23 protein-coding genes are annotated in these 23,240 nt (G+C 51.0%); 10 read left to right on the top strand and 13 right to left on the bottom strand.

Going from position 1 to position 23,240, the window contains the following annotated elements; all coding sequences use genetic code 11:
- Nucleotides 1-56 precede the first annotated feature (56 nt).
- Nucleotides 57-2,126 (bottom strand): DNA helicase Rep, encoded by a 2,070-nt coding sequence (gene rep / locus HZS79_RS06025; RefSeq protein ID WP_179927321.1) that lies wholly within the window; start codon nt 2,124-2,126, stop codon nt 57-59.
- Nucleotides 2,127-2,222: 96 nt separating this feature from the next.
- On the opposite strand from rep, the gene HZS79_RS06020 reads away from it, so the two are divergent.
- A complete protein-coding gene (locus tag HZS79_RS06020; protein ID WP_162218071.1) occupies nt 2,223-2,696 on the top strand; it encodes a tRNA (cytidine(34)-2'-O)-methyltransferase in 474 nt (157 codons plus the stop codon).
- Nucleotides 2,697-2,705: 9 nt separating this feature from the next.
- Here HZS79_RS06020 and pyrE read toward each other — a convergent pair whose 3' ends face one another.
- On the bottom strand, nt 2,706-3,371 hold the full coding sequence (gene pyrE / locus HZS79_RS06015) for an orotate phosphoribosyltransferase (protein ID WP_179927320.1): 666 nt from the start codon (nt 3,369-3,371) through the stop codon (nt 2,706-2,708).
- Nucleotides 3,372-3,509: 138 nt separating this feature from the next.
- Between pyrE and HZS79_RS06010 the strand changes: the two genes are divergently transcribed.
- Nucleotides 3,510-4,277 carry an exodeoxyribonuclease III gene (locus HZS79_RS06010; RefSeq protein WP_009098157.1) on the top strand — a complete coding sequence of 256 codons (768 nt, stop codon included), beginning with the start codon at nt 3,510-3,512 and terminating at the stop codon, nt 4,275-4,277.
- A gap of 99 nt (nt 4,278-4,376) precedes the next feature.
- Here HZS79_RS06010 and rph read toward each other — a convergent pair whose 3' ends face one another.
- Nucleotides 4,377-5,114, bottom strand: a complete 738-nt coding sequence (gene rph / locus HZS79_RS06005) for a ribonuclease PH (RefSeq protein ID WP_162218069.1) — start codon at nt 5,112-5,114, stop codon at nt 4,377-4,379.
- A gap of 142 nt (nt 5,115-5,256) precedes the next feature.
- Between rph and HZS79_RS06000 the strand changes: the two genes are divergently transcribed.
- Nucleotides 5,257-6,135, top strand: coding sequence for a YicC/YloC family endoribonuclease (locus HZS79_RS06000; RefSeq protein WP_179927319.1), 879 nt, complete (start codon nt 5,257-5,259; stop codon nt 6,133-6,135).
- A 29-nt stretch (nt 6,136-6,164) separates the two neighbouring features.
- Here HZS79_RS06000 and HZS79_RS05995 read toward each other — a convergent pair whose 3' ends face one another.
- On the bottom strand, nt 6,165-6,803 hold the full coding sequence (locus HZS79_RS05995) for a TetR/AcrR family transcriptional regulator (RefSeq protein WP_179927372.1): 639 nt from the start codon (nt 6,801-6,803) through the stop codon (nt 6,165-6,167).
- The gene (locus HZS79_RS05990; RefSeq protein WP_179927318.1) at nt 6,800-7,675 is read right to left on the bottom strand and encodes a dimethylarginine dimethylaminohydrolase family protein; all 876 of its coding nucleotides are present in this window, start codon (nt 7,673-7,675) and stop codon (nt 6,800-6,802) included. The genes HZS79_RS05995 and HZS79_RS05990 overlap by 4 nt, the downstream gene beginning before the upstream one ends.
- Nucleotides 7,676-7,821: 146 nt before the next feature.
- Between HZS79_RS05990 and HZS79_RS05985 the strand changes: the two genes are divergently transcribed.
- Genes HZS79_RS05985 through argE form a run of 5 tightly spaced genes read left to right on the top strand, consistent with a single transcriptional unit; the run spans nt 7,822 to nt 12,153 of the window.
- Complete coding sequence (locus HZS79_RS05985; RefSeq protein ID WP_246311405.1) at nt 7,822-8,637, top strand: ATP-binding cassette domain-containing protein; 816 nt, start codon at nt 7,822-7,824, stop codon at nt 8,635-8,637.
- Nucleotides 8,634-9,398, top strand: a complete 765-nt coding sequence (locus HZS79_RS05980) for a transporter substrate-binding domain-containing protein (protein ID WP_179927316.1) — start codon at nt 8,634-8,636, stop codon at nt 9,396-9,398. The genes HZS79_RS05985 and HZS79_RS05980 overlap by 4 nt, the downstream gene beginning before the upstream one ends.
- 52 nt (nt 9,399-9,450) lie before the next feature.
- On the top strand, nt 9,451-10,176 hold the full coding sequence (locus HZS79_RS05975; protein ID WP_179927315.1) for an ABC transporter permease: 726 nt from the start codon (nt 9,451-9,453) through the stop codon (nt 10,174-10,176).
- The gene (locus HZS79_RS05970; RefSeq protein ID WP_179927314.1) at nt 10,169-10,933 is read left to right on the top strand and encodes an ABC transporter permease subunit; all 765 of its coding nucleotides are present in this window, start codon (nt 10,169-10,171) and stop codon (nt 10,931-10,933) included. The genes HZS79_RS05975 and HZS79_RS05970 overlap by 8 nt, the downstream gene beginning before the upstream one ends.
- A gap of 59 nt (nt 10,934-10,992) precedes the next feature.
- Nucleotides 10,993-12,153, top strand: coding sequence for an acetylornithine deacetylase (argE, locus tag HZS79_RS05965; protein WP_179927313.1), 1,161 nt, complete (start codon nt 10,993-10,995; stop codon nt 12,151-12,153).
- A 287-nt stretch (nt 12,154-12,440) separates the two neighbouring features.
- Here argE and HZS79_RS05960 read toward each other — a convergent pair whose 3' ends face one another.
- The 6 genes from HZS79_RS05960 to HZS79_RS05935 form a co-directional block, all read right to left on the bottom strand.
- Nucleotides 12,441-15,014, bottom strand: coding sequence for a restriction endonuclease-like protein (locus tag HZS79_RS05960; protein WP_179927312.1), 2,574 nt, complete (start codon nt 15,012-15,014; stop codon nt 12,441-12,443).
- Between the two features lie 81 nt (nt 15,015-15,095).
- Nucleotides 15,096-17,123 carry an McrB family protein gene (locus HZS79_RS16715; RefSeq protein WP_218927939.1) on the bottom strand — a complete coding sequence of 676 codons (2,028 nt, stop codon included), beginning with the start codon at nt 17,121-17,123 and terminating at the stop codon, nt 15,096-15,098.
- Nucleotides 17,120-18,337: a DNA (cytosine-5-)-methyltransferase gene (gene dcm, locus HZS79_RS05950; RefSeq protein WP_179927311.1), complete on the bottom strand. Its 1,218-nt coding sequence runs from the start codon at nt 18,335-18,337 to the stop codon at nt 17,120-17,122. The genes HZS79_RS16715 and dcm overlap by 4 nt, the downstream gene beginning before the upstream one ends.
- Nucleotides 18,327-18,659: an HVO_A0114 family putative DNA-binding protein gene (locus tag HZS79_RS05945; RefSeq protein ID WP_179927310.1), complete on the bottom strand. Its 333-nt coding sequence runs from the start codon at nt 18,657-18,659 to the stop codon at nt 18,327-18,329. The genes dcm and HZS79_RS05945 overlap by 11 nt, the downstream gene beginning before the upstream one ends.
- Nucleotides 18,660-18,997: 338 nt before the next feature.
- On the bottom strand, nt 18,998-19,204 hold the full coding sequence (locus tag HZS79_RS05940) for a hypothetical protein (protein ID WP_246311404.1): 207 nt from the start codon (nt 19,202-19,204) through the stop codon (nt 18,998-19,000).
- Between the two features lie 44 nt (nt 19,205-19,248).
- On the bottom strand, nt 19,249-19,506 hold the full coding sequence (locus tag HZS79_RS05935; protein WP_179927309.1) for a helix-turn-helix domain-containing protein: 258 nt from the start codon (nt 19,504-19,506) through the stop codon (nt 19,249-19,251).
- A gap of 514 nt (nt 19,507-20,020) precedes the next feature.
- Here HZS79_RS05935 and HZS79_RS05925 point away from each other — a divergent pair.
- Both HZS79_RS05925 and aqpZ read left to right on the top strand, forming a co-directional pair.
- Nucleotides 20,021-20,578: a histidine phosphatase family protein gene (locus HZS79_RS05925; protein ID WP_179927308.1), complete on the top strand. Its 558-nt coding sequence runs from the start codon at nt 20,021-20,023 to the stop codon at nt 20,576-20,578.
- 529 nt (nt 20,579-21,107) lie between these two features.
- On the top strand, nt 21,108-21,857 hold the full coding sequence (aqpZ, locus tag HZS79_RS05920) for an aquaporin Z (protein ID WP_162218059.1): 750 nt from the start codon (nt 21,108-21,110) through the stop codon (nt 21,855-21,857).
- Here aqpZ and HZS79_RS05915 read toward each other — a convergent pair.
- Nucleotides 21,854-22,465, bottom strand: coding sequence for a DNA-3-methyladenine glycosylase family protein (locus tag HZS79_RS05915; RefSeq protein ID WP_179927307.1), 612 nt, complete (start codon nt 22,463-22,465; stop codon nt 21,854-21,856). The two genes, aqpZ and HZS79_RS05915, sit on opposite strands and share 4 nt — an antisense overlap.
- Before the next feature lie 70 nt (nt 22,466-22,535).
- Entirely contained in the window at nt 22,536-23,231 is a 696-nt protein-coding gene (locus tag HZS79_RS05910; RefSeq protein ID WP_179927306.1) for an extensin-like domain-containing protein, read from the bottom strand.
- Nucleotides 23,232-23,240 lie beyond the last annotated feature (9 nt).

Here is a 23,240-nt window from a genome sequence, read left to right as displayed (position 1 = left end):
TTTTATCACCCCCTGTGGATATTTTTTTGCGTTGCGGTTGGCCCAATAAAAAGCGCTCAGCCCAAAAGTGAGCGCAAACCGGCAATGGCATCTTTACCACGTGCCTGCTTTTTTTCGGGGTCTTCTTTATCGGCACGGCCTTCCCACTCCAAATCATCGCCGGGCAGTTCGTCTAAAAAACGGCTGGGCTGGCAGTCCATCAGCTCACCATATGCTTTGCGCTGGCGGGCTAGCGTCAGCGTCAGCGTGCGCCTTGCCCGCGTAATGCCGACGTAAGCCAAGCGGCGTTCCTCTTCCACAGTGCCCATTTCAATGGCGTTGCGGTGGGGAAGCAGATCTTCCTCTAAGCCCATCAAGTATACATGGGGAAACTCCAGCCCTTTCGAGGCGTGCATCGTGAGTAGCTGCACACGATCGGAGTCGTCTTCTTCAGCCTGCTGCTCAAGAATATCTCGTAACACCAAACGGGAAATGGCGGCTTCTACGCCATCGGTTTCCGTCGCGGTGGAATCATCGGTATCTTCCGGGTCTCGGTTAAGCGACTTTTCTAGCTGATCAATCAAAACCCATACGTTGGCCATACGCCGTTCAGCGACGGTTGGTGCGCTGGCATTCTGATAGAGCCATGCCTCGTAATCCATATCACGCAGCATGTCACGAATGGCCGCGATGGCATCGTCTTGATCCATGCGCTTGCGCACGCCATCAATAAAGTGGGTAAAGCGTGAAAGCCGCTCTACGGCTCGAGTCGGCAGCGTTTGCTCTAACCCCAGCTCGTAGCAGGCAGCAAATAGCGAAATAGAGCGTTCTGTTGCATAGTTGGCCAGCTTTTCCAGGGTGCCGGGGCCTATTTCCCGACGGGGTACGTTCACAATGCGTAGAAAGGCGTTATCGTCGGCAGGGTTAATCAACAGCCGCAGGTAGGCCATGGTGTCCTTGATCTCGTTGCGGGAGAAAAACGACGTACCACCGGAAAGCTTGTAGGGGATTTGGTAGTGCTGCAGCTTGAGTTCCAACAAGCGTGCCTGGAAGTTACCCCGATAGAGCACCGCAAAGTCTCGCCATTCCGCCTTCTCTTTGATACGCCGAGTCAGCATTTCACTGGCTACTCGCTCCGATTCTGCCTCTTCATGACGGTTAACGATGACCCGAATGGGTGCGCCATCGCCCATATCCGACCACAAGGTTTTATCGTAAACGTGGGGGTTGTTGGCAATTAACGTGTTGGCTGCGCGCAAAATAGTGCCGGTCGAACGGTAGTTCTGCTCTAGTTTGATGACGTTCAGGCGTGGGAAATCTTCACCAAGTGTCACCAGGTTTTCAGGCCGTGCGCCACGCCACGCGTAGATCGACTGATCGTCGTCGCCGACCACGGTAAAGGTCGCCCGCTCGGCCATCAGCAGTTTCACCAGCAGGTACTGGGAAACGTTCGTGTCCTGGTACTCATCCACTAGCATGTAGTGGATTTTGTTCCGCCAGCGGGCCAGTGCTTCTGGGTCACGCTGGAGCAGAACCACCGGCAGTAGAATCAGGTCGTCGAAATCTACCGCGTTATAGGCTTTCAAGTGGCGCACGTAAGCTTCATAGACCCGTGCGGCAAAGTGCTCGTCATCATCCGCGGCAAACGAGAGCGCATCGCTGGGTAGCACTAAATCGTTCTTCCACGTGGATATTTTGCTCTGCACTGCGTTGATCTGCTCGGCGTCTACCTGAGCGTCTTTGTTCATCAGATCGCGCAGCAGCGCCTTGGCATCTTCCGGGTCGAACAATGAAAAGCCCGGTTTGTAGCCCAGGGTTTTTAGCTCGCCACGAATAATATTCAGGCCTAGGTTGTGAAACGTTGACACCGTTAGCCCATGGCCCTCTTTGCCCTTCAGCATTTGCCCAACGCGCTCTTTCATTTCCCGAGCGGCTTTATTGGTAAAGGTCACCGCAGCAATTTTGCGCGCGCTCATGCCGCACTCTTGCACCAGATAGGCGATTTTAGTGGTAATAACACTGGTTTTACCGGAACCCGCGCCCGCCAGGACCAAACAGGGGCCATCGATATAACGCACCGCTTCCTGCTGGCGCGGGTTTAGCCCTTTAATGCGACTAAGAATGCTCTTTGGCGGTTGGGGCGTCATGGTTAAGGGTGACCTCTACAAGTGTTTCTTGGCAAATTCCATTACAATCAGCGGCGCTGGGCGAACGCACAATGAGTTAATAATAGGCAGGTGGTAATGTTTGAAGTAGCGCTATTTGAACCGCGTATGGCACCCAACACGGGTAACATTATGCGCCTGGTGGCTAACAATGGCTGCCGATTACATTTAATTGAACCGCTGGGCTTTGATCTCGAAGAGAAAAAGCTGCGCCGCGCCGGGCTAGATTATCGTGACCTAGCCAATGTTACCCGCCATGCTGATTTTACGGCGTTTCAAGCGGCAATGCAGGGGCGCACGATATGGGCGATTACCACCAAAGGCACCCGTGCTCACAGTGACGCGGCTTTCGCGCTGGGCGATGTGCTGCTGTTCGGTTCGGAAACCGCAGGCCTTTCGCCCCAGGTGCACGCAGCGTTGCCTGCCGAGCAGAAGTTGCGCATCCCCATGCAGCCCAATAACCGTAGCCTGAACCTTTCCAACGCCGTTGCCATCGTCAGCTATGAGGCGTGGCGCCAGCAAGGCTATGCTGGCGCACTAGGCTGCGAGTGATCGTAGCACTTAGCCCGCGATGCCGTAGCGATCGCGGTAAGCGCGAACGGCCTCGGCGTAAGCAAGCATTTCGCCTCCGGCATGCTCTTCAAGGTAAGTAAGCACTTGCTCTAGGGTGACAATACTCACTACTGGCATGCCATACTGAGCCTGCACTTCCTGGATGGCACTTTGTTCGCCTTGGCCGCGTTCTTGACGATCTAGTGCAATAATCACGCCGCCTGCGCGGGCACTGTTTTGTTCAATCAGGCCCATGACTTCACGGATAGCAGTCCCGGCAGTAATCACGTCATCAATGATTAAAATATCGCCAGCCAAGGGAGCGCCGACAATATCGCCGCCTTCGCCGTGGGTTTTGGCCTCTTTGCGGTTAAACGCGTAGGGCATATCGCGGTCGTGATGGTCAGCCAGCGCTGCTGCGGTTACTGCCGCCAGGGGAATGCCTTTATAGGCAGGGCCAAACAGCACATCCGCCTTCAGGCCGCTATCGACAATCGCTTGGGCGTAGAATCGGCCCAGCTTGGCCAAGGCGCGGCCGGTCTGAAACAGGCCCGCATTAAAGAAGTAAGGGCTTACTCGCCCCGACTTAAGCGTGAACTCGCCAAACTTGAGCACGCCCTGTTCAATAGCGAAGGCAATGAAATCGCGTTGGTAGGGTTGTAGAGTGGTAGCCACAGCGGTCTTCTCTTGTCGATAGGAATGTAAGTCAAACGCAATAATAAAACGGGGTTAAATAGCAAGATTTTGTTTGTCTATTTACCCAAACGTCTAAACGTCGGGTATCATACAGCAGCGACGCAAAAGGGACGATTTATGAAAATTGCCAGCATCAATGTCAATGGTATACGTGATGCCGTCGACCGTGGCTTCCTGGACTGGCTGGCTCAGCAGGACGCCGACGTGGTCTGCGTGCAGAACATCAAGGCAAAAAGTTTTGAACTGGGTGACCATATTCTCTATCCGGAAGGCTACGAAGGCTACTTCCTGGATGCCGAAGAAGATGGTTTCTCCGGTGTGGCACTCTATTGCCGCAAAATCCCCAAGGCCATTATGTACGGCTTGGGGTTTCCTCAGTGCGACCATGAAGGGCGTTTTCTGCAGGCGGATTATGACCGCTTCAGTATTGCTACCTTCCTGATGCCTGATGGGAGTGATCAAAAAGCCAAACAAGCGTTTATGGAACAGTACCAAGAGTATCTGACGAAGATGTCACGCAAACGTCGTGAATACATCATCTGTGGTACTTGGCATATTGCCCACAAAACGGTCGATTTGGCTAACTGGTCGGACAACCAGCTGACCTCTGGTTTCCGTCCGGAAGAGCGCGCCTGGATGGATCAAGTGCTTGGCCCAACGGGCTTTATTGACACCTTCCGCGAAATTAATCGCGATGCGGGTGAATACACCTGGTGGCCCAAGCTCAATCAAGACGTGCCCCGTGAGCGCCAAGAAGGCTGGCGGATTGACTACCAACTGGTCGGCCCCAACTTCCGTCGCCATGTGGTAGACGCGTGGATTGATTACGATGCGACCTTCTCTGAGTTCGCACCGCTGATCGTTGAGTATGACTTAGCGCTGTAAGCGCTCACTTTCCCGCGTCGCGTTACCCGTCTCAGCAACAGGCCAGCTTAAAAGCTGGCCTGTTTGCGTAAGCGCGTAGGGTACTTGCTAAGTAACGCCTTAGCCGCGAATACCCAGTGCTTCACGCTGTGTTTCGCGCAGCTCGTTGCCCGCTTTCTCCGCCAGATCAAGCATCGCATTCAGCTCGGCACGGTTAAACGCACCTGCTTCCGCGGTGCCCTGCACCTCAATCAGCTCGCCACTTTCAGTCATCACCACGTTCAGATCGGTGTCGGCTTTGCTATCTTCCGGGTAGTCCAGATCTAGTACCGGTACACCTTTATAGATACCCACCGAAATCGCGCTGACCAGCTGTTTAAAGGGGTCACCTTTGATCTTCTTCTCACGCTGCAAATAGCGAATAGCATCCACCAGCGCCACACAGCCACCGGTAATTGACGCGGTACGGGTTCCGCCGTCGGCCTGGATTACATCGCAATCCACGGTAATGGTGAACTCGCCCAGTTTCTTCAAGTTCACTGCCGCGCGCAGACTACGGCCAATCAAACGCTGAATTTCCAGCGTACGACCACCCTGTTTGCCACGCGTCGCTTCACGGCCACTGCGAGTGTGCGTGGCACGGGGCAGCATGCCGTACTCAGCGGTGATCCAACCCTGATTTTTGCCACGCAGCCAGCGTGGTACGCCCGCTTCCACGCTCGCGTTACACAGCACCTTGGTATCGCCAAACTCCACCAGTACCGAACCTTCTGCATGACGGGTGTAATCGCGAGTTATACGAATCTCACGGAGCTGGTTGGCTTCGCGGCCGCTAGGGCGAACAACATCAGGACGCATAGCACCTCACATTATCTTGGGGTAGGAAAGTCCTCCATTGTACACGTCAACGCCGTCACTGATGGGCCTATTCAAGGCAGGCGTATCAACCAGCACAAGATCGGGTAGACTGACCTAAATGCGCGATGAACAGGAATCTTTAATGGCCAGCCCACGCCACGTACACAGCATGACCGCCTTTGCCCGCACCGAGCAGGCCGCTCCGTTTGGCACCCTCCAGGTGGAAATACGTTCGGTGAACCAGCGTTACCTGGAACCGCACTTTCGCCTGCCTGACGCCCTGCGCGAGCTAGAACCGCTGCTGCGCGACGCTCTACGCACGCGTCTAGCACGAGGCAAAGTAGAGTGCAGCCTGCGTTTTGAAGCTGCCGAAGCCAACCAAGCCCCCGCAGTTAATGCCCAGCGTCTGAAAGAAATTGCCGATGCCCTAGCCGCTATTCAGCAACAAGTGCCCAGTGCCGTACCGCCCACCACGCTGGCATTGCTTAACCAACCCGGCGTTATGGAAACCCAGCACCTCGATCAAGATGCCATTAAAGCCGCCGCCAAAACGCTATTTGATCAAGCACTGAACGAGTTGATCGACGCCCGCGCCCGGGAAGGCGAAAAACTCGCTGAGATGATCACGACTCGCCTGACCGCCGTGAGTGAGCAGGTGGCCACCGTGCGCAGCCTGCTGCCGCAAATTTTAGAGCGCCAGCGCGCCCAACTACTGGAGCGCTTAGACGTCGCCAAAACCGAACTCGACCCCCAACGTCTGGAAGCCGAACTGGTACTGGTGGCACAAAAAGCCGACGTAGATGAAGAACTGGATCGCCTCACCGCACATATAGAAGAAGTGAGCCACCAGCTGGCTCAAAAAGGCCCTAAAGGCCGCCGTTTGGACTTTCTAATGCAGGAACTCAACCGCGAAGCTAACACGCTGTCGTCAAAATCCGTGGTGGCTGAAACAACCCGCTGCGCGGTAGAGCTAAAGGTGCTGATCGAGCAGATGCGGGAGCAGATTCAGAATATTGAGTAGGCATCAGGCCGCAGAAAAATCGCTGAGCGTTATGACCTCTCAACGGATAAGCTTTCTAACCCAAGGATCTTCGCCGCTGTATTCAGCCCTACCTCACGCAGCTCCTGGGTGACCAGCTTATCCGTCGACAGGGCTCCCTCGATCCAGAGCCCATCGATCATGCCATTGATCGCCATCGACAGGTGGCGCAGCTCCCGATCAGAGACCACTCGCTGCTCGGCGGCCAGCGCCTCTCGGATCAACTCCCTCAACGACCGAGTGGTCATGTTGTACCACTGCTCGCGGATTTCGGTCATTCGAGCATCTTGGTAGGTAAGAGGCAGAAAGTTGGCCCATAACAACACCATCTCCGGGGTCACGATCGGCGGCGAGAGGTTGGCCCCAAGAAAGGTACGCAGGCGCTCTACTGGCTCGCCTTCCCGTTCCTCCATGGCTTCATAGGCCGCATTGAAGATACGCTCGAGAAAGCGCTGGTAGGCAGCCTGAATGATTCCGTCCTTAGTCTTGAAGTAAAAGCGAATCAAACCGTTGGAGACACCCGCATAGTTGGCGATCTTGCGCACCGTCGCGTTTGATATGCCCTCTTCGGCGATACAAGTCAACGTCGCCTCAATTAGCCCATTACCACGTTCATTGCGGTCGGATAGTGTTATCTCGGCCAAGCTCATGCCTCTCGCAGAATCGGATTGGTTAGACAGGTGGGGCCCCCTTCGCACGCCATGCACAGGGCGTCACCCTCGAAAGTACGCACCCGAACGCCATGCGCTTCCATCACGGCACGGGTACCAGGAAACCCATCTATCATGACACAGTCCCGAGGGCTGAAGGGCATGACGTTGAGGTTCAAACCAAGCGAATCATGAAACTCCGCTTCCGGAGCGGCTATGAGCTCGATGCCACGTTGCTTCATCAGTATCCAAAGCGCAGCTGGAATCAGCTTGGGGTGCACCAAGTAAAGATCATCAGCCAGAGGAGAAATGACCGACATCAAGTGCAAGCATGCCGTCTCTCCTGACCAGACTGGCAGATCGAAGCCTAGCACCTCAATGCCATGAGGGTTCAGTAGCTCATTTAATTGGCGTACCCCTTCTCGGTTGGAACGGAAGCCCAACCCCACCACCAGCGTGTGCTCATCCAGCCAGAGGGTATCTCCTCCTTCCACCAAGGCCTCACCGGTCAATCGCCCGAGAACTGGAATATTTGCCATCGCGTAGGCACGCCCATGGCTCTCGGGCTCGGGGGCACGCAGTGCCTTTCCCATCTTCAGCAGAACCGCCCCAGCCTTGGTGATCAAAGAAGCATCACGCGTAAACATGCCGTCCGACAACCCATCGTTGCCGTCTTCGAGCCAGAGGATCTCGGCACCCGTTGCCTCGACCATTTCCACTAGCGCCTGATACTGAGCTATTGCCTTCTCTGGATCGAAATATCCATTGTAGTTCCAGAGATGTGGATCCGCTTGGCGCAAGCTATCCCCGGGGCGGCGCATCAGTACGCGGCTCATGGGGGCAGCCATTGATTGGCAACCGTAGTTTTTCATGGGGTCTCGCTCCGTGGCATCCAAGTTAGTTGACGCGGGTGTTATACAGATGCATAGTTTTATACAGATGCATAGTTTTATACAGTTGCATAGTTTTATGCAACAGCATAACGACGACAGCAATGCCTGTCAGGAGGATACCTGCCTTGTCCAGCGCACCGAGCAAAAGGGGGTCAGGCGTTACTCCCGTCATTGAAGTAAACGACGTGCACAAATCCTTCGGACAGGATGAGGTCTTGAAGGGCGTCAGCATCATGGCTTATCGAGGAGAAGTCATTGCCCTGATCGGCAGCAGTGGCTCGGGCAAGTCCACCATGCTGAGATGCATTAACCTGCTTGAGACACCGACGCGCGGCACTCTGCGTCTGTTGGATCAGGAAATTGTCTTCCCTCAGCATGGTGCTCAGAGGCAACCGATTGATCGCAAAAAACTTCGCCGCCTCCGTGCTCGTCTGGCGATGGTGTTCCAAAACTTCAACCTCTGGCCGCACATGACTCTGGAGGCCAACATCATGGAGGCTCCCATCCAGGTGCTCCGAAAGTCCCGAGCCGAGGCCCGTGATGAGGCTCAAGCATGGCTTTCTCGGGTCGGTCTCTACGCTCACCGGCATGCCTATCCCGACACTCTGTCCGGCGGCCAGCAACAGCGCGGCGCCATCGCTAGGGCGCTCGCCATGTCCCCAGAAGTATTACTTTTCGACGAGCCCACTTCGGCACTCGACCCTGAGCTCGTTGGTGAAGTGCTGGAGGTCATACGCAATCTGGCCGATGAGGGCCGCACTATGATCATCGTTACCCACGAAATGAAGTTCGCTGCTGAAGTGGCCGATAGGGTTATCTTCCTCAACCAGGGGGTCATCGAGGCAGAGGGTTACCCGGAAGCAGTCTTTGGTGCCACCACATCCGACCGACTCAGGCAGTTTATGGGCTCGGCCTATCCACTTAATGGAGAACAACAATGAAGCATCTACTGCTTGTCCCTATCATCACCACTTGTCTCATCACTGCCTCTCAGGCGGAAACAGTTCGCGTCGGCTTCGGTGCTGAACCTTACCCGCCCTTCGCCACGCCAGACGCCGCTGGCGAATTGCACGGCTGGGAGGTCGATATCACCCGAGCTGTCTGTGCAGCGGCTGAGCTTGACTGCGAGATCATCATGACCTCCTGGGATGGGCTCATCCCGTCGCTGACCACCGGCAAGATCGACTTCATCGCTGCCTCACTGACCATCACACCCCAGCGGCTTAGAGCAATCGACTTCTCTGACAAGTACTACCAGACCAGCGCGGCCATTCTTGGCCCCCAGGGCGATGATCTATCCGCCACGCCTGAGGGGGTCGCGGGGCGAACCATCGGTGTGCAGTCGGCCTCGATCCATCAAGCCTATGCCAACCATCACTTCCAGGAGGCGAGAATTCGGGAATATCAAACTCAGGACGAAGCCAACCAGGATCTCTTCTCTGGCCGACTCGACGGTATTCTGGCCGATCAGCTGATTCTCGCTGACTATCTGACCACCCACCAGGGGCAGATCTGCTGCGAACTGAAAGGCAGCGTCGAGCACGATGAGGCGATTCTGGGGGGCGGTGTCGGCTTTGGTGTGCGCAAGGGAGATAACGCGCTACGCGAGACACTCAATGCCGCCATCGCTGACATTCGGGAAGATGGTACCTATGACGAAATCAGTGCGCGTTATTTTGATTTCGATATTTACGGCGATTGAACTCATGTCCCGCCGTTCATACTAGGTCAGGGACAACTAAGGGAAGCCTCATATGGTGAATTATCGGGATATGAGCATAGGCGAGCTGCTCGCGTTGACGCCACCCGGCTGGGGCGGCGCTCTACTGAATGGCCTGTCACTGTCATTGCAGGTCGCGGGTGGCGGCTATTTACTGGGTCTGCTGATCGGCGTGGCCGGGGCTGCCGGTAAGCTCTCTGGTGGCCCCGTGACCCGCGACCTGCTGACCTGCTACACCACCATTATTCGTGCCGTACCGGAGTTGGTGCTGATCCTGATGATCTACTTTGGTTTTCCGCTGGCGCTGAATCAACTGCTTACTACCTTGGGGTTTGGCAGGGTTGAGGTTAGCGCCTTCGCCGCAGGCATCGTGGTTATTGGTCTGGTTCAGGGAGCCTATGCCACCGAAGTAATTCGGGGGGCCATTCGGGCTATCCCCAGGGGACAGCTCGAAGCCGCCTACGCCATGGGTATGTCCTCCTTCCTTACCTTTCGCCGGATCACCATACCTGCCATGTTGCCTGGGGCTATACCGGGGCTCTCGAATCTGTGGCTGATTGCCACCAAGGATACTGCCTTACTGGCTGTCGTTGGGTTCACTGAGCTCACTTTAGCTTCTCGACAGGCGGCGGGTGCCACCAAGCACTACCTGCTTTTTCTAGGTATCGCGGGTCTCCTTTACCTGTTCGTTTCATTTATATCAAATCGGCTATTCCGAACCTTAGAGCGCCGCGTCACTCCAGGTGAGCGGCATGCCTAGTTTTCACCTGCCACCCCACCGTATTGTCCTGCTCCTCATCGGCCTCGTCATTATTGGCCTCATGGCTATCAACATGCGCTGGGATTGGATCCCCGCGTATCGTGCGGATATTCTCGCTGGCTTGCGCCTTACCCTGGTTTTGCTCGTAACCACCAGCGTGGCGGGGTTCCTGCTGGCCGTGCCGCTTGGTTTGGCGCAGGCAGCCGGACCACGACCGTTGGCTTGGCTCGCCCGTGGCTACTGCACGCTCATTCGCGGAACCCCGCTACTGCTGCAGCTATGGTTGCTTTACTACGGCCTCGGTTCACTCTTTCCATATTTGCCAGGATTGCGAGATAGCTGGCTATGGCCCTATTTGAGCGAACCATGGCTCTACGCTTTCCTGGCACTGACCCTCTCCTTTGCTGGCTACGAGGGGGAAATCATGCGCGGTGCTTTTGCCAGAGTACCTAAGGGAGAACTGGAAGCGGCTCGCTCCCTGGGTATGCATCCCTTAACGACGCTACGCCGTATCTGGTTGCCTCGGGCCGTGCGACGGGTCTTACCGACCCTTAACGGGGAGCTGATTATCCAGCTCAAAGCAACGCCATTGGTGGCCACAATAGCGGCGGTAGACATGTATGCAGTATTTGGCCGTATCCGCCAGGAAACATATATTGTCTACGAGCCTCTTTTGCTGATGGCACTGCTTTATTTGGTATTGGCTGGGTTGATCACGTTAGCCTTCCATGCTGTCGAGTCACGCCGTTCGCACTAGCCTGGGTTCTCGTCGCTAGCGCTACGAGCCCGCGAATTCAACCAACCTAAAGAGGCGCTATGGAACCCACGATCGAGCTGATCTCGTCACTGATTGGATTCGATACCACCTCGGATCGCTCCAACCTACCGTTGATCGATTTCGTCGCTGATTATCTGGCCGATTTGGGCATTGAGGCCCACCTGGTCCCTAGTGAGGATGGTCAGAAAGCCTCGCTCTTCGCAACCATCGGCCCTATGCTGCCTGGCGGTGTGATCTTATCCGGTCATACCGACACGGTCCCCGTGTCAGGCCAGGTATGGCAGTCGAACCCCTATCGGGCAGTAGTGCGCGATGGCCGCCTGTACGGGCGTGGTGCCGTAGACATGAAAGGCTTCATCGGCGTGTGCCTCGCCATGGTGCCAGTATTTCTCGATTCCCAGCTGAGCCGTCCGATTCACCTCGCCCTATCCTACGATGAAGAAACCAGCTGTCGTGGCTGTCTGCCCCTCATTGACCGAATGAAGGCGGTGCTGCCACCGGTTGAGGCGGTGATCGTAGGCGAGCCTACGTCCTGTTCTGTGGTCTCGGCCCACAAAGGTGTTTACTCCTGGCGAACTCGGGTTACTGGAGCACCCGCCCACTCCAGCAATCCCAGCCTGGGAGTCTCGGCGATCTCCTACGCGGCTCGCCTGGTAGGGGAGCTAGACCGCATTGCTGATACGTTGATGTCTAGCTCGACCCGTAACTGCCTCTTTGACCCACCTTACTCCACCATGCATGTGAGTTGCCTGACAGGGGGCAATGCCCCCAACATCGTTGCTCGCGATGCCGAACTGCATTGGGAGCTGCGTAACCTCCCTGAGGATGATCCTCTAGCGATCCTAGAAGAGTATCGGAATTTTTCATCAGAACTGGCCCAAGAGATGCGAGAGCGATCTCCGCAATGCGCGGTTGTCACCGAAGAGGATTATCCCCCCATTCCCGCCTTTAAACTCCAGCAGAACAACTCTGCAGAGACGCTCGCCTGGCGCTTGGCAGGGCAGGAGGAGCGGCGTGCTGTAGGCTTCTGTTCAGAAGCGGGCTGGTTCCAGGAGCGAGGTTTTCCTACCGTGGTCTGGGGACCAGGGGCAGTTGATCAGGCGCACAAGGCAGACGAGTACATCACGCTGGACGAGCTCGACAAGTATCGGACCATGCTCTTTCGCCTTGCCTCCGAGCTGCGTGGAGCTGAAGGTTGATTGAGAAGATGTGGGGGGAGATTCAGAATATTGAGTGATTTTTTATGGCTATGGAAGGCCGATATGCCAAAGTAATTTACGGTGGCTCTCCACGAACTAGCTAAGCCGTGTATCGCCTATAAAACCGTTGCCGATGAGGTAGAACCTGTCTGAACGTTGAGCATACTTCTGCCCACACAACTCACTCAGTGACCTGCCGCCCGTTGATTATGCTCAAAGGGCGGCATAATGAGGAGAATCTCATTGAGCCAGTGGTACAAATCTAGGGGAAAGAGCAGTGCCAACCATCACACCGCCACCTTTTTGTATACTTCGTCCACATCAGAGAACCTGATGACATTTTCTAGCCTAGAAAGAGTAGTCAGTTTCATTGAATGTGAGAAATTTCGAAGTGGCACATGACTTACTGCCAGCTGTAGCGTTAGTGGCTTACCAAGCTCAAACAAATAGTACAAACTATCCTTTTTAGACGTTACTCCCGCTTGTTCCTTGGTGATAGCGTAACGTGGTAACAACGATACTCGCTTTATCGGCCATACCTTATCTATTTGTTTCGTATTGGGATACTGTTGTGACGGTGAAGCTAGAGCTAAATAGCGAATCTCATCAACAATGTGAGTTCCAATTTGCCCCTCTAGCTGCCGAATAGCTTCTTGCTTAATGTGATACCACTTAGCAGCACCATTCTCGAACCTTTCCAGATAGCTTTCATCACGACCTTTTTGGGGACCTAAAGCAGCTGTGAGAGTTAAATCAGAGTACAACATTTGGCGCATCCCGTAATAAGGTATGCGAGCGGCCTCTTGCACGTATAATCGCTCTACCATCCCTGCTACTGGGTACATGGCTTCATTGGTTTTTCCTGGTTGCGTGCTTGGTGAGTTACCGATTTGGGTTTGCAAAAACTCCAATAACCATTGATGACCGCAATAATTACTAGCGGTTTGGCTGGGTAGTAGAGCAAATGCGCCAATACCTACTTCCTCGATAGCATTCGCGTAAGGGTTGGTCTCTTGAGTTTGATCAAAAAAGCCTGGGTATAATGCAAACGCACCAAATACAGGCCGACTTTTCTTATAGTGTTTTGATGCAGTGTAATCGTTTGATTTCTGAGTCTTGTTGTCGGGTGTGGACAAGCGAATTAACGCATCTCGGTAACGGTGCATTTGGTTAATAGCATCGTCGGGTACGTAATCTATTTCCGCGATATTTTCTTCGTTCGAATCAAAGCGGTTCTTATCGGTTTTAATGCGGTATTTCGCATCAAACAGCCAAATAAATTTCTTCTTAGTATGTGAGTCATTTGATTTAGGTAAAGTTACTTCTAAGACAATGTCAGGTTCTTGATTTACCAAATACGATCGAATGGACTTGCCCTTTTTGGTGAACTTGGGCTCATGGGCTAGCTTTGCTGTCACGCCATCATCACGCTGAAAGCGGAAAGCCCCAGCAAAACCATCTTCTAATTGATATTCAAAAAATTCATTTTGCGACAATGTCGCTACGCTATTACTGATTAATTCAAAACCAAGGTCGCGTTCTAAAATCTGTTTCAGGCAGAGAAAGCACCACACTTCGTAAATTTCAGCCACTGACTTCATTGAAATGCTCGACTGATTACCAAATACATCTAAATAAAATTTGAGCTCTTGCCATACACGATAAACGGCGCTGTACCCTGTTTTTTGTTGCAGCACTAGAGACTCACGGCTCAGCCCGCCATACGCACCTACATCTTTTAAAAAACTTCGATTCAAAACCTTTTGCAACGGTTGCTGCCAACTGTGCAGCTCAATTAAAAAGGATTCCGATAAGCGTTGGCGTTCTGGCGCTTGATTGCTAGCACGCAACGTAGCTTCAAACTCGGCCAATTGTCGCTTGCATCGGTTAACTGCCATTTTAATAAAGCGGTTTTCAGGTGTATCCACGCTAAGCTGCTTCTTCTCTATCCGATAGCGTTTATCATATTGGCCATTGGCAAAGTCTTGCTTAACCTGCTCAGTGAGCCTATAGGGTAAACGCCCTTTTAATTTGGCCGCTTTTATATTGACAACCGTCGGTTGTAAACGACTATGTGGTGCGGCACAGATCACCTTGAGTCCTTGTTCAAAGCGTTCCCTTAAAGCAGCAAAGTTGGCCAACCACATTAGTGGAAAGTGCCCCCGCTGTTTGCTGGATGCCGCATCTTGATCGGTTTTTTCAACCAAACTAAAACGCCATAGCGGGTAAACAGCATCAATTTCCTGGTACATGGCTGGTAAATCTTGATGCAACGCAATTTTGGTAGGTAATACTTCAAACGAAATATGTTGCGAGTGCGTTTTACCATCTATTTCAAAGCTCAAAGGTAAACGCATCCAGCCGACATCATTTCCTGTGTTGATCGTGCCTGTTAGGCGAGCTGGAAGTGGGCCACGTTGAGCAGCAAAACGAAATGCTTCACTAACGCTTTGACTGCGGTGTACTAAACGGGCATTCGAAACTGCCCCAAAGAAGACCCATTCAAACTGATACAGCGTGTTTTCAAAAAACAATGGGGAATGTAAGCTGAGCGTTGCCCGTTTTTCAGGCGAAACTACATCTGATACCAAAACGTCTTGTGCTTGAATCAGACTATTATCTAGCTCAAGACAGTGATGCTTATCATCAATAATGGCAATATCGACCAACTTAGCTTCTGGTGCAAAGCGCAGTGCTGGTTTAGGGGGTATCGGCTCGGGCGTTGGCTCCACACCATGCCTAACCGTTAAACTTGCTCGCTTTGCAACAGTGTCCTGGTACACCTTTGCACGGGCGCTGATATCATTGGTCCAAACCGAAAATTCAAAATCAGGCGTTTGTATTCTTAGTAGTTCAGGCATGGGCACCTCTTGCGACAAAAGGGACTAGCAAAATAGCCTGAATCGTTTTACACCCATGCTTCATGCGAGGTACCCCTTAACTTATGGCCAAAAGCTCGTGAAGGTCGCGCTGTCCAAGCGCTGCTTCATCCATGCAAGCTTGTATTTCGTGCGACAAGCAATGTGGAGGACTTTGTCTTCCTCTGATACACCCTCGCTAACGTTTCTCTCTCGATACAAATCTGGCCGCTGGCTGACTTGATTATTATCTTGCTCAGCATTCCAGATGGGAGATAGCTGTACAGATAAGACTTTATTCAGCTCAGCTAATAAATTTTCACCCGTTGCCGTTCTCAGCTTGTCGCTATCCCCTTCAATGCGTGGCAGTACTTTACACATCATAAAGTCATCCCATACAGCTTTCAGAGTGAGCTCATCCTGTGGCTGGTTGCTGACCACAGCCAGTAATAACTCATTAAGTGCGCGGTAGGCTAACTCAAATGGGGTGGTCTTTAATGCCGTATTCACAGCACTCAAAAACGCCAATGTTTGCGAGCCATCGACATCATACGTGTTGGTCAGATCATCTTTTCGCGCTTGCGACCAAATAGGGTAACTGAGTGGTTTATTATGACTGGCTGGGGCGAAAAACGAGTCGTAATCATTTGGAAAAAACTCACCAAAATCAAAACTTAAAGCGCGGTCGATAACTTTGCGCGAAAAGCCATGGGTGGTTTCATCCATATTAACCGTGCCCGCCACTATCAAGTTAAATGGAATAGCCAAACCATGCTGACAGATTAATTCCCAAAGCTCATCATAGTCTGGCAATTCAAAGCCCAAATCGGCTCTTAATTTATCCGTATCCGCAACGGCGTTAATCGTAGCAGGCTTTAATAATGCATCGCTGCTGTAAATGAAGGTATCTCCATCCCAATCCCATTCACGGGTTTCGAGCACCGACAGGTAATCAGCAAAATACTGCTCAACAGGTGCAAGATTCATTTCATCTAAACAAAGCCAATAGGGCAACACGGCTTGCAGAGTACTCCGGTCACCACTGACCACCAGACGCTCACCTTGGTCATCACTATTTTGTACATCAATCGTTAAGCTACTATCGGCGATGGCACGCCAAGCTTTGGCAATAAACTGAAGTACATCAGTAGTAATATATTCTGCCTGGCCGCTACTTGAGAGTCGCGAAATATACCCTAATAAATCACTGGGTTCATGCCAATCAGGGCGCACCGAAGTTAAACAATAGGTTTCATTAAATTGGCCCGTGGATTTTGCCTGTTCACGAACAAAACGGGTTTTGCCAGTACCAGAGATACCAGCCAGGAGTAGGAAGGGTTTGGGCAGAGAAGAAAGAGTAGTATTGTTTTTATATTTCAGAAACTCTGCTAATTTTTTACAAGCACCACTATACATAGAGTTACCATTCTTATCTGCTTGCAACCAATCATTTATTTTATTTAATTCATTAAGTGAATTTAATACTTGTTTGTGGTTTAATCTATAAAGATTTACTGCATTTATATTAGTGCTAGCTAAATATTTGTTACAAAAGGTGATTCCTGTTTCCGAATAGGATGACGCAGTTCGTTCAGATAAGCCATTTTTTATCATCCAAATTCTGAAAGATTCTTTTATGTTATCATTGTTTATTACTCCTGATTTTGAAGGAGTAATAACCACTATGTCATCCCAGTTTTCAAGAGCAACCTTGATATAATCTTTATCAAAAAAAGTATTTTTTTCAGGGGATTCATAATTTTTTCTGCTTAAAAAACCAATTAATTTTGCAATTAGCTTTGTCAAAGCTTTGGTCTGGCTGCGACCGGCTGAAGATATTATTTTCAGCTCTTCGTCGCTAGCTGATTTATATATCTCCCTGTATGATTTTTCTTCATATTGATAAATATGTTCTTTTCTTGTTGATACTTTCTCCCACGAGGAAATAACTAAATCAAAATTGTTTAGCAAAAATAAAAGGAAAACCCTGATGCTCTCCGGTGATATGCTGAATGCCTCATTCTTAGAGTTAGTGTATGTTAATAATAAAGTTTTTTCTGATTTTATCTTCTGGCCATCCTGAATCGAGTCACAGTATTTTTGAAAATTCATAGGGCATCCCTTATAATCTTTTTAGCTATTTCCTCGATGATTGGAACAACTACAGAGTTACCGAATTGTTTGTACGCAGGTGTTCGAGATTTAGGTACGATAAAGCATTCAGGGAATCCTTGGAGTCTGGCGCATTCTCTTGGAGTAAGGAGTCTTGGGTTTTTATTTTTCTGAGGGATTAAGCACTCTTTCCCATCTTTACCATAGCGAGCCACTATTGTGTTAGAGGGTTTGTCAAGATCAGCGGTATGAGCCGTAAAACCGGTCCCTCGCTCTATATTTCTCTTTGTTCTATTCATATGGCCAAGCCATAGCCTATCAGATATTGTATATATATCATCAACTTCATTTTCAAGTATCAAGCTAAGGGGTTTCGGCTCACCATGAAAATCTGGAAAACAGAATTCAACTGATATATCAGACCGTATGGCCACCATATAACAACGAACTCTTCTCTGAGGAACAACTGAACTAGAGTCAATTACTTTGTAATAAAAATTATAGCCACTCTTCTCGATAGTTTCTTTTATTGTCTGAAAAGTGCGACCTTTGTCATGCCTTTCTAAGTTTCTAACATTTTCAAGGAAGACTATTTTCGGCTTTTTGGAATCAATAATACGCATTACATCAAAAAAAAGAGTGCCTTGAGTATCACAAAGAAAACCATGTTTCTTGCCAACAGAGTTTCTAGCCGATACTCCTGCATTTGAAAATGGCTGGCAAGGGAAGCCAGCTAGTAAAACATCGTGCTCAGGTATTCCCTCTTCATCTATTTTTGTTATATCGCCAAATGGAAACTCACCATGATTGACCTTGTATGTTTTTTGAGCGGACTTATCATATTCCGAAGAGAAAACACAAGCGCCCCCGTTGTGTTGAAATCCTAGCCTAACACCGCCAATTCCAGCAAAAAGATCAATAAATCTAAACTTTGCATCCAGGTCGGGCTTCAACTTTAAACCGCTGAATACTTCGTCAAAAAATGATTCCCTCGATAAGAACAAGTTTTTCTCTTGCAAAAGTGATAAAGTTTTTTCTTTGAGCTTCTTTGGCTCAGCCAACGTGGGATTGCAATAAAATTGACTATCAGTTGCGAGTGCATGCAACCACTGGTCAATAACCGCATCAACGTCGCTTTCTTGGGGCACATGAGAAAGCGCTAATGGTTTGATGAGCTCTTCTGCTTGTTGGAGGGCCTTGGATCTATTTTTCATCATTCACTACGACTAAAAAATCTTGATGGGTGGTTTTAGGGCAAAGCATTTTTTTTGCGCTCTGCATCTCTACCAGATTGTATTTTCCTAAAGTCTTCAGCGTTCTCGATACATTACTTACCGCCCGACCTGTCAGTTCGGCTAGCTCGGTGACTGACTGTGGCTGCTGTTCAGCGATCACTTTTAATAAGTGTTGGTTTTCTTTAGACAGCACGTTGGCGATTGATTTTAGTGAGTCAAACCAAATATCTACTGGGTAATCTGGGTCGGGTGTTTGGCCGCGTATGCCAATCACACAGCGCTTTTGTCCTGTGCTTTCCATGACGCTCTCTTTGGCTAGTTTGTTAAAAACTGTACACATATACATAGGACGGATATCTTATCAACTGGTGATAATTGAGCAAGTGAATTTTCCTGTTAAAACGACATGGCCAGAAGGTACTGGGGCGGTATTATCAGGTGGGTTGGCTTCACGCTCGTAACCAACACTCGCACGGTGGTGGGCTTCAATCTATCGATAGATATCGCTCAACGAAGCCACGATACGGGATCCAATAAGAATGGAGTGCGGAAATCACCACTGGTCATCAATGCTTTAATGGTGCAGTGGACAAGTTAATAATGCGCTGCGGCTCTGAGAAATCTTGGTTTACATCGATGCTATCGACGTAAAGTTATAGGCTCCCCTGCATGCAGAGTGAGCAAGGGGGCAATTTGCAAACAGTAGGGTGATTTTAAAAAAGCGTTGTCATAGGAAAAGCTAAATACGCCGCCACGACTAGAATCACTATAAGCCAACTGACCAATTAATAATGGTTGCTCAATGGGATGCCAATCCGCATAAACCTCTACCAACTCACGGCTCATTTTGAACCTTCCAGAAGTTTGATGTTTTGCAGTTTGATGCCTAGCTAGTCATGTGCAGCCACTTCAGAGAAGTTACTTTCCATGCCCAACACAGCCATAATTTTCAAATAGGTACCAATTGCCACACCAGGATCGCCAGCAAACACCTTGTTCACGGTTTTATGATCAAAACCTGTTCGCTCGCAGAGCACTTTTTTGGTCAATCCTCGTCGCTTCATCGCTAGCAACAAATCCTCCCCAAAATGAGTGAGAATTTTGCGCTGCTTTGGAAACAGCACACGGTGTAAGTCTCGCTTTGCCATACAATCACCAAGGAAGGGACTATATTCCCATTTTTTTATTGAATTATGGGAATATAGTCCTATCTATGCACTAGCTCTGCAGCTTTGGTTGATCGCCTTTGCAAATACCCGTCGAGGGCTTGGGTATTTTCTATTCGCAGAAGGGTGCGATAGTGGGTCCAGCTCAATTCGGTATGCACTGCGTTCCGTTTTGGAAAGCTTTGATAAAAAAGCTTTGATAAAACTGGTGCATATTGCGTAGGTTGGTGACATCAAAGCCTTTGTCCAGCCGCTCGGTAAGCTGTTGTGAGAGCTGCTGTAGCTGTTGGGTAATGGCGCTCACAAGGTGACTAAAAGCGATTGGGCTCTGCTCGGTTATAGGCTTACCCTTGGCGTCATAGAGTAATTACAGCTGGCTTATGTCTAACAATATCAAATTTTGCCGATTTAAATGGTGGGATAAATATCAGCTGCATCGAAAGGCTGTGAGGCCCGCAGCATTGTTGTCTGCTCATACTGATTAGAGGACGCCCTCATGCCTATCCTACGCCACTTCACGTTAGTCCTGCTGCTTGGTGTGTTGTCGGCCTCGGCCCAGGCAAACGAATCAACCTGGCAGGCGCTGCAGGAGGGTGGTTTGGTGATTTTGATGCGTCATGCGTTGGCCCCAGGCATTGGCGATCCGGCTGGGTTTGAGCTTTCTCAATGTGGCACCCAGCGCAACCTTTCAGCCCAGGGGCGTGCTCAGGCTGAGGCCATTGGACGGTCGTTTCGTGAGCGGGATGTGCCCATTGCCGCGGTGTATTCGTCTCGCTGGTGTCGAGCGCTGGAAACCGCTGAGCTGATGGCGTTGGGCCGCGTGGAGCCAACCCCATGGTTAGATTCGTTTTTTCGCCAGCGCAGCGAGCGAGATGCTCGCACGCAGACGGCGCGTGAACAGATTACTGCTTGGCAGAGTCCAGGCAATTTATTGCTGGTGACCCATCAGGTTAATATTACGGCGCTGGCAGGCGGCGCAGTTAGCTCAGGCGAAATGATCGTCGTGCGCCCATTGGCTGGTTCGTTTCAGGTGGTGGGGCGGTTGAGTGATTAGCAGACGTGGTGAGTAGTGTTAATGCTTCCTTTATAGTTTGAATTAAAGCGTTAAAAAGCATGGTATTTAAGAAATGATTTTTAGCGATTCAATATTTTCATGCTTTTTTATTACGGGTGGTTAACACGCAAAGTGTTTCTTACTGTTTATTTTTAGGCTTCTTGTGATATTTAGTTGCCCGTTTTTTGAGGCTGGTATATAAAAGCTGAGCTATATTATAGGTGCTCGGTTAAATGTGCTTCACACTGAGTTATCCATAATAAAATTTAACACTTTTTCTGATTCGGGCCTTTACTAGCCAGGTTTTAAGGGCTTTTCAATAGCTTTTTTAAGAGCTTGGTTTTAAACGTGCGGGTTATTAAAAGTCGGTTGTTAAAACAGAGCGGTTAAAAACTGTTTTCTTCTTAACTAATTAAAAAATACCGTGCCCTGAGTGCGTGCATTACTGCGTGAACAACAGGTGGCCATAACGGTGCTGGGTTAGGTGGCGCGGTATTCCCAATGGTGCGCGGGCACTAAGGAGAGGGTTGTGAAAAAATATGCAGCGGAGCTAATCGGTACGTTTTGGTTAGTGTTGGGAGGGTGTGGCAGTGCGGTGTTGGCAGCGGCTTATCCAGACGTAGGTATTGGTCTGTTAGGAGTATCGCTGGCGTTTGGTTTAACGGTTGTCACGATGGCATATGCGATTGGGCATATTTCGGGCTGCCATTTAAACCCTGCGGTATCAGTAGGGCTTTGGGTGGGTGGGCGCTTTCCAGCTAAAGAGTTGCCTTACTATATCGGCGCGCAAGTGCTGGGTGCTATTGTTGCTGGCGGCGTACTGTATCTCATTGCCAGTGGTCAGGCGGGGTTTGATGTATCGGCCGGGTTTGCCTCCAATGGGTATGGTGAGCATTCACCCGGTGGCTACAGTATGACGGCGGCGTTACTGGTTGAGGTTGTGATGACCATGATGTTTATCTTTATCATTATGGGGGCAACCGACGGTCGCGCACCGGCAGGCTTTGCGCCTTTGGCGATTGGTTTGGGCTTAACGCTTATTCACCTAATCAGCATTCCGGTTACCAATACTTCGGTGAATCCGGCACGTAGTACGGGCGTTGCTCTGTACGTGGGGGATTGGGCGACGGCGCAGCTATGGCTGTTCTGGGTAGCACCGATGATCGGCGCGGCGTTAGGGGCATTAGCTTATCGCTTTATCGCTCAGCCTGAGGCACTCATCGCGCCGCCATCACCTTCTGATCATGACGATGATCTAACGGGTAAGGCTGTTCCTTAAAGCGGCTCTCCTCGGTAGTAGTGCCATAGAAACAGCGAACCCACGCTGCGCCAGGGAGCCCAGTGTTCGATTAACTGGCGAGCCTGTTTAGGCGTGGGTTTGTCTTCCAGCTTCTTTAGGCGGCCAAGCGCTACGCGTAAGGCAAGGTCGTCGGCCGGAAATATATCCGCGCGCTGGAGCGAAAACATCAGGTAAATTTCGGCGCTCCAGCGGCCAAAGCCACGCAGTTGAGTGATGGCGGCAATCGCTTCGCCATCGCTCAACAATTCCAGCCCGTCGGCGCTGAACGTGCCTGCAAGCTCGGCTTCCGCTAGCCCTTTGGCATACTCAACTTTGCGCCAGGAAAGCCCTGCATCTCGAAGCGCCTGCTCTTCAATATCCATCACCGCCTTTGCATTCAATTCGGGCAGCAGTGCCTTCACACGGCTCATAATGGCGCGGGCTGCTTCCGTCGAAATTTGCTGGCTAACAATCGTGCTAAAAAACGTGGCGAAGCCGGGGTCGCGTTGGCGCGGTGCGGGCGCGCCAACGAGTGGGTAGGCACGGGCGATATCTGGGTCGGCCTCGGTGAGTGCCGCCATGGCGTGCTCAATAGTATCTAGTGTCATGAACGTCTCGCTTCTTTAACAATTTAAAACGCACCTTCCAGACTGCTGAGGGTTATAACTAACCCGAGGTTTAACGACAAAGCCTAAAACCGCGCATGCCCAGGTGAAAATGATCGGCATGTGCGGCGTTATAGTCTGGGCCTAGCACATTGCCAAAGGTGTTGCAGGCACCATCTCTGGCCGCTCTTAAGAACTCTCCCGTTTCGCCTTCATCATCCCAGTGATCGATCAGCGTAATGCGTTGGCCGTTTTCGAACTGGAACCCCGCTACATCTAACGCTTCAGCGGTGGCGTGTTCACTGCGTCTGCCTGTTTCTCGGCCATAGACGTTACGGCAGGCAAAGCTGCCAACGTGATTTACCTGTGCCACACGACTGCCCATGATCTCCTGGGCGGCAGGTTGTAGGGCGTGACGCTCGTACATCACCCATGACAGTGCTAATGGGCAGGTGGCCACAAAGCTTTGATTGAAGCGAACGCTGCTAGACTGCATGCGGACAATATTGGTGAGCGGACAGCTTTCGGTTGGCGAGTAATCTGCTAACGGTGTGTAATGAAGCTCTCCCTCTGGCACGGTGTCCAGTGCTGCTAGGCAGGCTTCTGGATCATTGTTTAGGCGCTTGAGTTTTATCTGAGTAATGGGTGTCACTGGGTCGTCGATATAGAGCGGTGCCCAGGGAGCCCAGTGGCGGGGGATCTCAATGAGTCCTTTTTGTAGCGCTACTCCTAAGGCAATTAAGCATAAAATAACGATAACACTGCGCATAGTGAGCTC

This window comes from Vreelandella zhaodongensis (genome assembly GCF_013415115.1).
Classification (GTDB): Bacteria; Pseudomonadota; Gammaproteobacteria; order Pseudomonadales; family Halomonadaceae; genus Vreelandella; species Vreelandella zhaodongensis.
Note: the sequence above shows the minus strand (reverse complement) of the source record. Positions and strands in the feature narration are given on the sequence as shown.